The sequence below is a fragment of the Rhodothermales bacterium genome (genome assembly GCA_041391505.1).
GTDB lineage: Bacteria > Bacteroidota > Rhodothermia > Rhodothermales > JAHQVL01 > JAWKNW01.
The window spans coordinates 142,701-156,860 of record JAWKNW010000007.1 but is presented as its reverse complement, the minus strand read 5'-3'; the positions used below and the strand labels follow the sequence as shown (position 1 = coordinate 156,860).

Here is a 14,160-nt window from a genome sequence, read left to right as displayed (position 1 = left end):
CCCCTTCGTATTTATCCCACAGTCTAGATGCTTATGTTGCAGGCTGCTATCACCGCCGTCGGTCACTATTTGCCCTCCTACCGGTTGACGAATGCCGAACTGGAAAAGATGGTGGATACCACGGACGAGTGGATCCGTACGCGCACCGGAATTCGTGAGCGCCGCATCCTGAAGGAAGAAGGCAAGGCTACCGCGTTCATGGCGGCCGAGGCGGCCCGCGAGGCGCTCCAGAAACGAGGCATCGGCGCCGAGGAAATTGACCTCATCATCGTGGCGACCGTGACGCCGGATATGGTGTTTCCCGCCACGGCGTGCCTGGTCCAGGCCCAGATCGGCGCGACGCGCGCCTGGGGCTTCGATTTGTCCGCCGCGTGCAGTGGATTCCTTTTCGCGCTGTCTACCGGCGCGTCGTTCATCACCTCCGGCCGGCACAAAAAGGTGCTCGTGATCGGCGCCGACAAGATGTCGAGCATCGTCGACTATACGGACCGCACGACGTGCGTTCTTTTTGGGGACGGCGCCGGCGCCGTGTTGCTGGAGGCGGACACCGAGGGGTATGGCATCGTCGATACGATCGAATATACCGACGGATCGAACTCCGCCGCGCTGTGCATGCCCGCCGGCGGCAGCCTGAAGCCGGCCTCGCACGACACGGTCGACGCGCGCCTGCATTATGCCTACCAGGACGGCAAGACGGTGTTTAAATACGCGGTGGTCGGGATGGCCGATGTGGCCGAGGAGATCATGAAACGGAACGAACTCACCGGCGAGGATATCCGCTACCTCGTTCCGCACCAGGCCAACCAGCGCATCATCGACGCGACCGCCCGACGCATGGGCGTGGACAACGACAAGGTGATGCTCAACATCGAGCGGTACGGCAATACGACCGCCGCGACGATCCCGCTGTGCCTCCATGACTGGGAGGCCGACCTCAAGAAGGGCGACAACCTGATTCTTACCGCTTTCGGCGGCGGATTCACCTGGGGCGCCGCGTATGTCAAATGGGCCTACAACGGGGCCGACGTCCATTCCACCGCCAGCGCCGCCGCGCGCGCCAACGCCTAAGCCCTCCCCATCATGTCGTTCGATTTCAAAGGAAAGCATGTTCTGGTCACCGGTGGTACCCGCGGTATCGGCCGTTCCATCGCCGAGGCGTTTGCCGACGCCGGCGCGCGCGTAGCGTTTACGTTCCGCTCTTCCGTCGAGCAGGCCGAGGCCTTCCGCAAGGAACTCGAACAAAAAGGCACGGAGGCCCTAGCATTCCAGGTCGACGCTGCCTCGTTTGACGACGCGCAGAAGACCGTCGAGGCCATCATCGAGGCCTGGGGTTCGATCGACGTGGTGGTCAACAACGCCGGCATCACCCGCGACGGCCTCATGATCCGCATGTCGGAAGAGGACTGGGACGCGGTGATCGAGACGAATTTGAAGAGCGTATTCAACTACGCCAAGGCCGCCTACCGGCCGATGATGAAGCAACGCGCCGGCAAGATCGTCAACATTTCCTCGGTGGTCGGCGTTATGGGTAATGCCGGGCAGGCGAATTATGCCGCGTCCAAGGCCGGCATCATCGGGTTTTCGAAAAGTCTGGCCAAGGAACTGGGCCGCCGCGGGGTGACCGTCAACGTCGTCGCGCCCGGTTATGTCGATACCGACATGACCGCAGAACTGCCTGAAAAGGCGCGTGAGGAACTGACCGGTCAGATTCCGGTAGGCCGCACGGCCCGCCCGGAAGAAATCGCCTCCGCCGTCCTTTTTCTGTCCTCCTCCCTTGCGGACTATATTACGGGGCAAGTGCTCCTGGTTGATGGCGGCCTGGCCATGTAGTCAGCCCCTCCCATGCCGCCGACGGCAGCGCCCTCATCGACGCCCGGCCGGCCTCCTGCTTCTTACGAATGAACGCACGTCTGAAACGAGAGTAAGACGCCTATATCGTGTACCCTCCTGTCGAACGGGTGGGGAATAGTTTGATACTTTATGATCTCTGAAGAATCGGGTAAACCTTTTACCCAGATCATCGACCTGACGTCGAGAGCTCAGGAAAAAGCCCGTGAGCAGCGTACCACCTCGTCTCTCCAGGAACCGGATCCACCGCTGCCCCAGGCAACCATCGAATCGCTTTCCGAGCCTATTCGGCGAGCCGTCGCCTCGGCCGGATGGAACCAGCTCATGCCGGTGCAGCAGCTCTCCATCCCGTATCTCGTGGCCGGACGCGATCTGATCGTCCAGTCCAGAACGGGCAGCGGCAAGACCGGCGCCTTCCTGCTGCCGCTCTTCGAGCGACTCGACCCGGAAAAGGCGACGACCCAGGCCCTCCTGCTCTGCCCGACGCGCGAACTCGCGCGGCAGATCCACGAGGAGTTTGAAAGCATGCAGCAGGCGTTTGTCGATGATGAGCATCGCCTCGAGGCCGCGCTCGTATACGGCGGCGTCCGCTACAAGACGCAGAATGCCTCGCTCAAAGGCGGGGCGCAGGTTGTCATCGGGACGCCGGGTCGTATCCTCGACCATCTCGAGCGCCGCACCTTCACGCTCGACGAACTCCAGGTGCTCGTCCTCGACGAGGCCGACGAGATGTTGTCGATGGGCTTTTACCCGGCCATGAAGGCGCTCCGCCGCTACCTGCCCCGTTCGCGCAACTCCTACATGTTCAGCGCCACGATGCCGCCGAAGGTGCGCTCGCTGGCCGAAGAGTTTCTGAACGATCCGGGTTTTCTGTCGCTCAGCTCCGGCCATGTCGGCGTCGATGCCATCGAGCACCGCTACTACATCGCCAATCCGATGGAGAAGGATCGGGTGCTGGTGCGCATCATGGAAATGGAGAATCCGGACTCGGCCATCATCTTCGCCAACACGAAGCGCGATGTCGAGTATCTGTCCAAGTTCCTGCGCAACTTTGGCTACGATGCCAGCGAGATCTCGGGCGATCTCGACCAGCGGGCACGTGAGCGGGTGATGGATCGCATCCGCAACGGCGAGTTGCGCTATCTCGTCGCCACGGATGTGGCCGCGCGCGGTATCGACATTTCGGATCTGAGCCACGTGTTCATGTACGACGTGCCGCAGGACCCCGAGTACTACATCCATCGCTCCGGACGTACGGCCCGCGCCGGCAAAACCGGAACGGCCATCGTGATCCTGACGCAGACTGACAAAAACAGCCTGCTGCGCATCACGAAGAAATACGGGATCGATACCCAGCAGCACGCGGTACCGAGCACCGAAGACGTGGAAGCGCGCGTCGCCGACCGGATGACCAACGTTCTGGAAGAACGGATGCGCGAAAAGACGGTCCGCGCAAAGGAGCACCTCAACCGGTTCGTGTCGCTCGTCGAGGCCCTGGCGCAGGAGAAGCCGACGCTGCTCAGCATTCTGGTGGATGACCTCTACCTCGCCCACTCGCTGGGCCGGCTCGCCGAACCCGAGGATGCCCCGGAAGAGCTTGTCGAGACCGATCAGGAGGCCATGCGGGAGCGCCTGGAGGCGCATCTGCGCGGGAAGACGAACCTTACCCGCGTGCGCGGCGAGCGGTTTATTCCGCTCGTCCAGCAGCTCGCCGGCGAAGAACCGGAGCTGCTGGCCATGCTCGTCGATGAACTCGACCTGGAGCAGGGCCCGTTTGTCTATCGCGAGCCCGTCCCTGAACCGCCGCGCCGTGAAAGCACGGAAGAAGAGTGGTCCAGCAGCGGCCGCAAGTCGTCACGCTCGGGCGGGCGGTCCGGAGGGGGGCGTTCGAGCAGCGGAGGGCGCCGTCAGGGGGGACGCCGTTAACGCGTAGACGCCGGCCGATACCAGGCCGGCGTACCGAACCAGTCGTGCATCTCCTGTTCGAAGGGCGCCACGATCGAGTCCGGCTCGGGCCATTCGCCACGGTCACCGGTTTCCTGTATCCACGTATCGAGCGCCGCGCGTAGCCGCAGGAGCGCGTCGCGGTGCGCCGGGTCGTTGGAGCCGGCAAGGTTCACGATCTCGTGCGGATCGGCTTCCGTGTCGTAGAGCTGTTCGTAGGGCAATGGTTGCATCAGCTCCAGGGGAGGCCCGGTCAGGGTGCCGGCGGCGAGCATCTCGCGCATGAGCGGCTGGATGATGAAACACTTCTCCTTGTACCGGTTCAGCGACGCGAACCCCATCTCGGGCATGTAGTTGCGGATGTAGTGATAGCGGGATTCGCGGACGGACCGGATGCGGTTCACCGTCTCGTCGATCCGGTCGCGGGCGCTGAAGGCAAACGCGCGGGGCGGATCGGGGTGCTCCCCGAGGAAGACGCGGCTCTGCATGTTCAGCGGTTTTTCGACGCCGGCCATCCAGAGCGTCGTCGCGGTCACATCGAGCAGACTCACGACATCCTCGATCACGCCCCCTCGCGTGAATTGCGGCGGGGCCTCCATACCCGGCGGATAGTAGACGATCATCGGGACGTGCAATCCCGTATCCCACATCCAGTGGATGCCGCGGGGCTCCATGCGTCCGTTGTCTCCGAAGAAGACGATGATCGTATTGTCGGCCAGGCCGTCGCGCCGCAGACGGTCGAGGATCCAGCCGATGCGCACATCCATCCCGGAAATCGAATTCAGGTAGCGCGCCCATTCCTCGCGTACCACCGGGTGATCGGGATAATACGGGGGCGGCGTCACGTTCTCGGGCGTGGCGATTTTCGGGTGCTGATCCTCCCCGTACCATTTCACGCGTTCGTGCCGCCAGGACTGGCGATCGTAGATGTCGTATTCGCTCTCCGGCATGTTGATTTGCGCGAAGAACGGTTGGTGGGCGGATAACGCCGACCAGTCGTCCGACTGATAGATGGGGCCTTCGTTGACGAAGTTCAGGTCCAGCTTGGCGGTTCCTACTTCCAGGCTATCGATGTACTTGATGTTCGCGGTGAAGTAGCCGGCGTCCTGGAGGCGATGCGTCATCGGGCGGACGCCATCGGGAAGCCGGTAGTCGTCCGACCGGTGCGAACGCATGTTGTGGGTGTCGGTCGTTGTCTGGTACATCCCCGTCATAAACGCGGAGCGGCTCGGCGCGCACACGGGCGACGTGGCGAACACGCGGGTGTAGCGGATGCCCTGGCGGGCCAGCGAGTCGAGATGCGGGGTATAGACCTGGCCGGCGCCATAGATGCCGAGGTCGAGCTTCATGTTTTCGCCGACCAGCCACAGGATGTTGGGCGTCCCGGGAGGGGGCGCGGCGCTCGTTTCGGGAGGGGTGGACTCGCAACCGATGAAGGCGGCGAGGAGGACGAAGACGGCATAACGGGGCATGGCTGCACCTGCGTTGATGGGGGGAGCAGATCGACAACAGGCCGGCTCAACATGCCCGTCGACGTACGTGAGATCCGGTTGGCGGATCGGGTGCGCGTCAGCGCAGGACGGCGGCCACCATGGCGTCGATATCCGTGAACTTGACGCGCGGACGGCCCAGCGCCTGCCCTTTTTCGGATTCGAGGGCGTCGAGCCTCAGCCAGTCGGCGTAGGTGAACACGTTGGGCTGCCGGCTGCGGACAAAGGCTTCGGCTTCGGCGGCGGTGGGGTGCGCCGGCGCGAGGCAGGTGCCGGCGGCCGCGTCGGCAAGCATGAGCTCGACGGTGTCCACGGCGCAGGCCTTGTTCGTGCCGATCACCCCGCTCGGACCGCGCTTGATCCAGCCGGCGGTGTATTCGCCGATCACCGGCTTCCCGGCCGTATCGACCACGCGGCCGCTGACATTGTTGATCAGGCCGGCCTTCTCGTTGAACGGGATGCCCGGGAGCGGCAAGCCTTTGTAGCCGACGGAGCGGAATACGAGACCGACCGGCATCTCCTCGATCTCCCCGGTGCCCCGGGGGCGGACGCCGCCCCGGTTGTCTTCGTACAGTTCGTTTTTCTCCAGCCGGATCGCGCGGACATGCCCGTGTTCGTCCCCCAGGATCTCCGTGGGCGACACCAGGAATCGGATGACGAGTTTTTTCGATTTGGTATGCGGCCGATCCGCGGCCAGCTCCTGGAGGATTTCGATCTTCCGCTCGATCGTGCGGTCGGGGTTCTTTTCGAGCTCGGCCTTGCTGAGCGGGTCGAGCGTCACCTCGTCGAGCAGCGTGTACGCGTCCGCATCCTCCATCTCGCCCAGCTCCTTGACCTCCGGATTGGTGAAGGCCGCCTGCGCCGGCCCGCGCCGGCCCAGCATGACCACTTCCCGGACCTTGCTGTGGCGGAGCGCCTCCAGCGCGTAGTCGGCGATATCCGTCTGCTCAAGCTCGGCCGGCGTGCGGCACAAGATGCGCGCGACATCGACGGCCACGTTGCCCACCCCGACCACGGCGACGCGCTCCCGGGAGAGGTCGAACGTCAGGTCGCGAAAATCGGGGTGCCCGTTGTACCAGGCGACGAACGCCGTGGCCGAATGGCTGCCGGCGAGGTCTTCGCCGGGGATGCCGAGGCTGCGGTCGGTCTGGGTGCCCGTCGTGTAGCAGATCATGTGGTAGTACGTCCGGAGGTCTTCCACGGTCACATCCTGACCGAGGGACACGTTGCCGAAGAACCGGAAACGCGGGTCCTGCGCCGTCTTGTCGTACTGACGGGTGACGGACTTGATCTTCTGGTGATCGGGGGCGACACCTCCGCGCACGAGGCCGAACGGGGTCGGCAGCCGGTCGAACAAATCCACTTCGACGGCGAGGTCAGGCTGCTTGAGGAGGTGCGCCGCGGCGTAAAAGCCGGCGGGGCCGGCGCCGACGATCGCGACGCGCAGGGGGTGATCGGAAGTACCTACGGATGCCATAAAGGGTAATAACGAAAGGCGGGAACGACACTACCGGCAAACTAACGGGCAAGAGGGGACTTTGTAAAGGAAAGCAAAATGCAAAATGCAAAATGCAGGGCCAGCACGGAAAGGTTCGCACGCGCTGGACCGCTTCCGTTCAACCGGCGTCGGGTAGGTGAACCGGACGGGATGCCGCCCGGCGATAACGCGCCCCTTCCATCCTCATTGTTCACTGTGGATGTTGCGATGGGCATTCCCCATCATCCCGCTTGCGGGTCTTCACGGCGGGGGAGGCGGATGAGGAAGCGGGTGCCTTCGCTGGGTGTTGACGTGCAGGTGATGACGCCTTCGTGGTCGTCGACGATCTTTTTGACGATGGCGAGGCCGAGCCCGGTCCCGCCCTTTTTGCCGGCGGTGGCGAAGGGGGTGAACAGCCGGCTCAGGATACTTTCCGGTATGCCGGGTCCGTTGTCGCAGAGCTCCACATGGATGTGCTTTTCGTCGGCGTTGGTGCGGATGCAGAAGCGACCGCCGGCCGGCATGGCCTCGGCGGCGTTGCGGGCGAGGTTGTGGATGACGCGCATGATCTTGTGCTCGTCGAAATAGGCGATGCCGTTGTAATTCGCCTCGATCGTGATCTCGATCCCCTTGCCGGCCAGTTCGTGGCGCAGGTGCGAGGTGACCTCGTCCAGAAACCGGGCGAGGAAAACCTTGCGGATCAGCAGCCGGCTTTCGCCCCGGGCGAAGGCCAGCACCTCGCGGGTCATGCCGTTCATGAGGTCGAACTGCCGTTTGATCAGCTCGGTGTATTCGCGCCGTTTTTCCGACGCCTCGAGTTCGACCATCAGTTCGGCGTACCACGACACGATAGTCATGGGCGTCTTCAGATCGTGCATGACGCCGGCCATCATCTGCCCGATGGTGGCGAGCCGGTTTTCGTTTTCCCGGTCCATTTTAGCGCGCGCGAGCTGGATCGAGCGGGAGGCCTGGCCGGCGATGAGCTGCAGCAGCCTCTGGTCGTCCTCGTCGAACCCCTTGCACGCGCCGTCCTCGCGGGTCGTAGGCTCCTTCTTGTCCATCAGCTCCAGGGCCCCGACCGTCTCGTCCCCCAGGATGAGCGGGACGCAGAGGAGGTTGCGGGGGCGGGCGCCGACTTCATCGGCAAACGCGTGCGCCACCCGGTCGTCGTTTTCGGGGTCGTTGACGAGGGCCGGTTCGCCGCGCGCCGCCACCCATCCGATGATGCCCACGCCCATCGGGATGCGTTGCCGGATGACGCGGTCCTCATGCTCGCCGGCCGTCGTGTGGAAACGGAGGTCGCCCTGGGTGCGGGAGCGGAGGGCGACGGAGCCGGCCTCGGCGCCCACGGCGGCGATGGCTTCCTTCAGGATGCGGTCGAGCAGTTCGTCGAGGTCGTGCGCGGCGTGCATCTCGCGTTCGATCGCATAGAGCACGTTGATTTCGCGGCTTCGCTGTTCCAGTTCGCGCTGCGCGCGCGAGAGGGCGATGTTCTTGTTGACGAGCGACTCGTTGAGCTTCGTGTTCTCGATGGCGATGGCGGCCTGGCTGGCCAGCGCGCCGAGGAGGGATTCGTCGCCGGCGTCGAACGTGCCGTCGCGCTTGTTGAGCACCTGGACGGCGCCGATCGTATCGCCCTCGTGGTTGTGCATCGGCATGCAGAGGATGGTCTGCGTCCGATACCCCGTCTTTTTGTCGAAGGCCGGCTGAAACCGCGCGTCGTTGTACGCATCCGGGATGTTGAGCGTCTCGCCGGTAGCCACCACCCAGCCGGCGATGCCTTCGCCCACCTTCAGCTGGATTTTCATCGCCTCATCGCCCTGGGCCAGCCGCGACCAGAGGGACGTGCGGTCGTCGGAGAGGATATAGAGCGTGCTCCGATCGGCTTCCATCAGGAGCGTGATGTTCTCCATGATGAGTTCGAGGAGCGCTTCCAGGTCGATGCCGGAAGACAGGGCGCGTCCCACTTCCTGCACGAGCACCAGCTTTTTCCGCTCGGTCAGCAGCTGGGCTTCAAGCGCCTTCGGATCGAGGGCGTTGGCGCGTAGGCTGGGTGGCGGACCCTGTGGTGCAGGCATGCGAAAACCGGTCGGACGTCGGTGGGGCTGCGGTAGATTTAGCCGAGCGAAAGATCATAATCCGAGTCGCCCGCGACAAAGTAAAGCGACCATTCCTGTTCGCTTGGAAAATGCTTGACGCGGAAGACGTTTTTCTGATCCTCGAACATCTCCAGCAAGACGTCATGCTGGATGTGCATCGTCGAGAAGTCCGCCGGCGCTTCGTACATGATCGTGTACCACCAGACCGGGATGCCGTTTTGCATTTCCTCACCGCTCGACACCAGCGCGCCCTTCACGACGGCGTCGCCCATGCTCAGCACCAGTTTTTCGTTCAGGTACAGGCTGAAGAGCGAATCCATTTCCGGGTCCGCGCGGAGGGTGAGGTCCGGGCGGTCGAATCGCTGGCGCAGCCCCGATTCCAGGTCGTCCTTGAACAGGCGAATCTGCATCATGCCCGTCCGGCCTTCGATGGCGAGGCGGGCATAGGACACGTGGAATTCGTGGCGCGACTCCGGCAGGCCGGCGGCAATCAGGATGCCGCCGGCGAGCAGGGTCAGCAGGAGGGGGATGAAGCGGTGCTTCATGAGGGTCGTCAGTCGTTCGACTGTTCGGCAGGCGGCGTCACTTCCGGCGCTTCCCAGACGTTGTCCTCGCGGTCGATGTCCGCAAACGCTTCGTCGGGGTCGAGCACGACGCGCGCGACTTTTTTGTTGGAGAAGAAGCCTTTCTTGAAGCTGTTCTCATTCGAGCGCCAGACGTCGGCCGGCATGTCGAACCGCTCGGTCGTGCCGTCGTCGTAGGTGACTTCGAGTTCGACCGGCATGATCAGCTGTCCGTCGTTTTTCACTTCGATGCGGTAGTAATGCTGGCCGCGGTCGCTGTTGCCCAGCAAGTCGTCGGAAGCCTGTTCGCTCACGCTGGCGATGGCCTGGTCGTTGGCGTAGGTCGTGTAGAACCACCCGCGCCAGAACCAGGACAGGTTTTCGCCGGCGGTCTCCTCGAGCGACCGGAAGAAATCGGCCGGCTGGGGATGTTTGAACGCCCATTTCTCGGAGTACTTGCGGAACGCGTCGTCGAAGGTCTCGGGGCCGAGGATGTGTTCACGCAGCATGAACAGGCCGGCGGCCGGCTTGGAGTAGCCGTTGTTGCCGAAGTTGTTCTGGATGATGTCCGACTCCGTCATGATCGGCACCTGCCGCTCGTCGCGCATGTAGTCGACGATGTTCTTCGCGGGGCCGCGCCGGCTGGGGAAGGTGCCGTCCGTCGTCTGGGTCCAGATCGGCGTGTTCTTGAAGTTGGTCGCGTACGTCTGTTCGCCGTAGTACTGGAGGAAGGAGTTGAGCCCTTCATCCATCCAGGTCCATTTCCGCTCGTCGGAGGCGACGATCATGGGGAACCAGTTGTGGCCCACTTCATGGATGGTCACCCCGATCAGGGCCCGTTCCACGGCGTCGGAATACGTGCCGTCGGGCTGGGGCCGGGCGCCGCAGAAGGCGATCATCGGATACTCCATCCCGAAGACCGGGCCGTGGATGTTGGCCGCCTTGGGGTAGGGGTATTCGAGCGACATCTTGCCGTAGGACTCCATCGTGACGGCGATGGCGCGGGTGGAGACCTTATCCCACAGCGGCATCGCGTCGCGGGGGTAGAGCGAGTGCAGGTGGATGGGCGTCTGGCCGGGCCGGTAGGTGTAGCCGGCGGCGTCCCACACATAGGTCTTCGACGACACCCAGGCGAAGTCGCGCACGTTCTCGGCCTTGAAGTGCCACGTCAGCGTGCCGCGCTGCTTGGGCCGGCTTTCGGGGGTCATGACCTCCTCCGGCCGCACGATGAATACGGGCTCCTGGCTCTGATACGCCTTTTCGAGGCGGTCGCGCTGCGTCTTGGTCAGCACCTCTTCGGGATTCTGAAGCATGCCGGTGGCCTCGACGATGTGGTTCCACGGCACGGTCAGCTTCACGTCGTAGTTGCCGAAGTTCAGGTAGAACTCGCCCTGGCCGTAAAACTGCTCGGTCTGCCAGCCGTTGACGTCGTCATAGACGCTCATGCGGGGAAACCACTGGGCCATTTCGTAGAGCCAGCCGTCCTTCACCCGTTCCTTCGCCCCGCGGCCGTCGTCCGGGATGGGGAAGGACCAGTCGATCTCGAACTGCACCGTTTCTCCGGAGGCCAGCGGCTTGTCGAGGTCCACGCGCATGATCGTGTTGCGGATGACGTGGTGCGCATCCTTCAGCTTGCCGCCGGCGTCGACGAGCTGGACGCGGGAAATCGTGTAGCCTCCGTCGAAATGATCGGGATTGAAGAACTGCCGGAAGCGCGGCGGAATGCTGTCCGGCAGGGCGTCCTCGATCTGATAGGTGCGGCTGTGCTCGATGGAGCGGACGTTCTGGTCGAGCTGGACCCACAGGAAGTCGAGCTCGTCCGGCGAGTTGTTGTGGTAGGTGATGCGCTCCGAACCGCGGAGGCTCTGGGAGACCGTGTCGAGCGCCGCCTCGATGCGGTAATCGGCGCGCTGCTGCCAGTAGTCGCGGCCCGGGAAGCCGGCTGCCGTGCGCGAGGTGGTGGGGTCCGGCCATTGATCGAGCGTCCGGAACATGGAGTGGTTCTGGCTACGGACGTCTCCATCGACGTTGCGCCAGTTTTGCGCGGCGGTCGTGGCGGGCATCCAGAAGGACGCGATCAGCGCGACGGTGAGGACGCGCGCGAGAGTGATGCGAGAATACATGTCGCTGTAAGGCTGTATGGGAGACAAAATAGAGAGGCCCGCAGGCATCGCAGATAGTACGGGGATGTGATGATTTCGTTGCCGCGGCTCCGCAATTGGCGGCGCGGCGGGGGGGCACGTTATCCGAGGGCATTGACGATCATGAGCAACGCCGCGCCGGCGGTGCCGCCCGACAGGATCAGCGACCAGTCCCGTTGCGCCAGGCCGACCACGCGCACCATGGTCGTCGAAAGCACGAGCACCACGGCCAGGATCATGATCTGCCCGATCTCCAGCCCGATGTTGAAGGCGAAAAGCGGCGCGACGATGCTCTCCTCACCGCCCAGCATCGCGCGCAGAAAGTTGGAGAAGCCCATCCCGTGGATGAGCCCGAAACCAAGCGCGAGGGCGTATTTCGCATATTCGCTCTGCTGCTCGGCCTTGCGGGTGTGTTTCCCCCGGATCTCGAGGACGATGTTGACCAGGCTGGTGACGAAGATGGTCACCGGGATCAGGAATTCGACGAGGCCGCTGTTGATCGTGATGACGTCCAGCGTGGCGAGCGCGAGGGTGATCGAGTGCCCGATCGTGAACGCCGTGACCAGCCACAGGAGGTGTTTCCACTGGGCGAACTGATACACGGCGCACAGCGCGGTGATGAACAGCATATGATCGTATCCTTTCAGATCCGAGATGTGTTCGACACCCAGCCGGAGAAAGAGGGTGAAGGATGATTCCATGGCGGTTCGTTCTAGGCCGTGTCTGAAAAATCGTCCGGGTCGTTCCGGAGCATCCAAAAAAAAAACCGCTATACAGCGTTGGATCCTGAATCACGTTCAGGGTACGGTTCTGTCTGAAAGATTTTTCAGACAGCACCTGGGTAGCCGCTCAGCGCGGGTCATGCCGCGTCGACGGGCTCCTCGCGGGAGCCGGCGACGTTTTCCTCGACCAGCGCTTTGGCGATCCGTTTCGCAAAATAGTATACCCGCTTGAGGTACTGGGTGAGTTCGGTCTCCAGGCGGTAGTGGGCGATGCGGTCTGATCCGTCCGCCGTGAGCCGATTTACGAGATGGTGCTCGATTCGATCCGCCAGCCGGTTGATTTCCGGCTTGGCCTCGATCACCTGGCGCGCGAGGTCGAGGTTGGTCGCGTCGAGCGCTTCGAGCGCCATCTGCACCGTCTCGCAGACGCGTCGGTGCAGCGCGGCCAGCGCTTCTTCCGTCGCGGCGCTGACCGTCACGCCGGCCTCAATCCGCTCCATGCCGGCGCCGACGATGCTGGTCTCGACGAGGTCGCCGATGTTCTCGATGTTGTTGGCGGCGGCGATGTAGTCGTACAGCATCTCCGTCTCCGCGCTGAGCAGCCGCTTCTTGCTCAGGTGGCCGAGGTAGGTGACGATGGCTTCGTGGAGTGCGTCGATTTCTTCGTCGCGCCGGGCCAGTTCGTGGAGGGCGGCGCGGTCGCCGCGCAGGGTGGTCGAGAGCGCGCGCGACACCATGTCGTAGGCCCGCTCCCCGATGCGGCGCAGCTCCATCCGGACCCGATCGAGGGCGAGCGCCGGCGTCGAGAGCAGCTCGGGATCGAGGTAGCGAGGTTGAACCTCCGGCGCGCCCGGCGCCGGCCGGTCCGGCACGATGCGCCGCACGAGCCGGGCGATGGGCTTCGTGAAGCCGATAAACAGCAGCGTATTGGCCACATTAAACAGCGTATGCGCGTTGGCGATCTGGCGCGGCGTCTCCGCGGCGAGGCGCGCCATGCCGGTGAGCGCGTCGGAGGCCGGCGAAACGGCGCGCACCATCCACGCGAGTTGATCGACGAACCCGATCCAAATCAGCACGCCGGCGACGTTGAAAAGGGTGTGGACGAAGGCCGCCTGCAGCGCCTCACGCGGTTTGCCCAGGGAGGCCAGCAGGGCGGTGGCGCACGTGCCCACGTTGGCCCCGAACGCCAGCGCGATGCCGGCCTCCAGCGTGACGAGCCCCTGGCTCGCCAGCACGATCACGACGCCGGTCGTGGCCGACGAACTCTGGATCAGCGCCGTGAAGAGCGCGCTCGCGGCCAGGGCCAGAAACGGGTTGCTCATCCGTTGCATCGCCGCGATGAACGGCTCGAACTGGCGCAGCGGCTGCGTCGCGTCGCTCATCAGATCCATCCCGAAAAAAATCAGCCCGAGGCCCAGCACGAGGCGCCCGTAGCCCTGCCAGCGATCGCCCTGCTTCACGAACGTCATCCCGAACCCGACGGCGATCAGGATGAGCGCGTAGGACGTCACCTTGAACGCGATGATCTGGGCCGTGAGGGTCGTGCCGATGTTGGCGCCCATGATGACGCCGATCGACTGGCTGAGCGACATCAGGCCGGCCGAGATGAAGCCGATGAGGAGGACCGTGGTGACCGACGACGACTGCACGATGGCGGTGACCATGGCGCCGGCGAAGACAGCCTTGAACCGGTTTGTCGTGAAGCGGCCGAGCATCGCCTTCATCCGCCCGCCGGCCATGACCTTCAGCGCCGTGGTCATCAGGTCCATCCCGAACAGAAACAGCGCCAACCCGCCGGCGAGCCCGGTGATGAGGGGGAAAAGGTCGAGCGTGGCGTGGGTGTTCATGAACGGCGAGGCACATCAGCCGGAGGCGC

Annotated in this window: 10 protein-coding genes; 3 read left to right on the top strand and 7 right to left on the bottom strand. The window is 63.9% G+C overall.

The genetic code is table 11. The features are described from left to right. Nucleotides 1-33 precede the first annotated feature (33 nt). From R2834_09435 to R2834_09425, 3 genes are all read left to right on the top strand, one after another. On the top strand, nt 34-1,068 hold the full coding sequence (locus R2834_09435) for a beta-ketoacyl-ACP synthase III (GenBank protein MEZ4700540.1): 1,035 nt from the start codon (nt 34-36) through the stop codon (nt 1,066-1,068). A gap of 12 nt (nt 1,069-1,080) precedes the next feature. Further along, a complete protein-coding gene (fabG, locus tag R2834_09430) occupies nt 1,081-1,830 on the top strand; it encodes a 3-oxoacyl-[acyl-carrier-protein] reductase (GenBank protein ID MEZ4700539.1) in 750 nt (249 codons plus the stop codon). A 348-nt stretch (nt 1,831-2,178) separates the two neighbouring features. Further along, on the top strand, nt 2,179-3,774 hold the full coding sequence (locus tag R2834_09425) for a DEAD/DEAH box helicase (protein ID MEZ4700538.1): 1,596 nt from the start codon (nt 2,179-2,181) through the stop codon (nt 3,772-3,774). Here R2834_09425 and R2834_09420 read toward each other — a convergent pair. The 7 genes from R2834_09420 to R2834_09390 form a co-directional block, all read right to left on the bottom strand. Further along, nucleotides 3,771-5,264 carry a sulfatase gene (locus tag R2834_09420; GenBank protein ID MEZ4700537.1) on the bottom strand — a complete coding sequence of 498 codons (1,494 nt, stop codon included), beginning with the start codon at nt 5,262-5,264 and terminating at the stop codon, nt 3,771-3,773. The genes R2834_09425 and R2834_09420 overlap by 4 nt on opposite strands. A gap of 97 nt (nt 5,265-5,361) precedes the next feature. Next, nucleotides 5,362-6,759 carry an FAD-dependent oxidoreductase gene (locus R2834_09415; GenBank protein MEZ4700536.1) on the bottom strand — a complete coding sequence of 466 codons (1,398 nt, stop codon included), beginning with the start codon at nt 6,757-6,759 and terminating at the stop codon, nt 5,362-5,364. A gap of 242 nt (nt 6,760-7,001) precedes the next feature. Next, entirely contained in the window at nt 7,002-8,837 is a 1,836-nt protein-coding gene (locus R2834_09410) for a GAF domain-containing sensor histidine kinase (protein MEZ4700535.1), read from the bottom strand. Nucleotides 8,838-8,875: 38 nt separating this feature from the next. Continuing rightward, complete coding sequence (locus R2834_09405) at nt 8,876-9,403, bottom strand: DUF6702 family protein (protein ID MEZ4700534.1); 528 nt, start codon at nt 9,401-9,403, stop codon at nt 8,876-8,878. Between the two features lie 8 nt (nt 9,404-9,411). After that, nucleotides 9,412-11,544 (bottom strand): M1 family metallopeptidase, encoded by a 2,133-nt coding sequence (locus R2834_09400; protein ID MEZ4700533.1) that lies wholly within the window; start codon nt 11,542-11,544, stop codon nt 9,412-9,414. A gap of 119 nt (nt 11,545-11,663) precedes the next feature. Further along, the gene (locus R2834_09395; GenBank protein ID MEZ4700532.1) at nt 11,664-12,263 is read right to left on the bottom strand and encodes a HupE/UreJ family protein; all 600 of its coding nucleotides are present in this window, start codon (nt 12,261-12,263) and stop codon (nt 11,664-11,666) included. 158 nt (nt 12,264-12,421) lie between these two features. Continuing rightward, nucleotides 12,422-14,131 carry a Na/Pi cotransporter family protein gene (locus R2834_09390; protein ID MEZ4700531.1) on the bottom strand — a complete coding sequence of 570 codons (1,710 nt, stop codon included), beginning with the start codon at nt 14,129-14,131 and terminating at the stop codon, nt 12,422-12,424. Between the last annotated feature and the right edge of the window lie 29 nt (nt 14,132-14,160).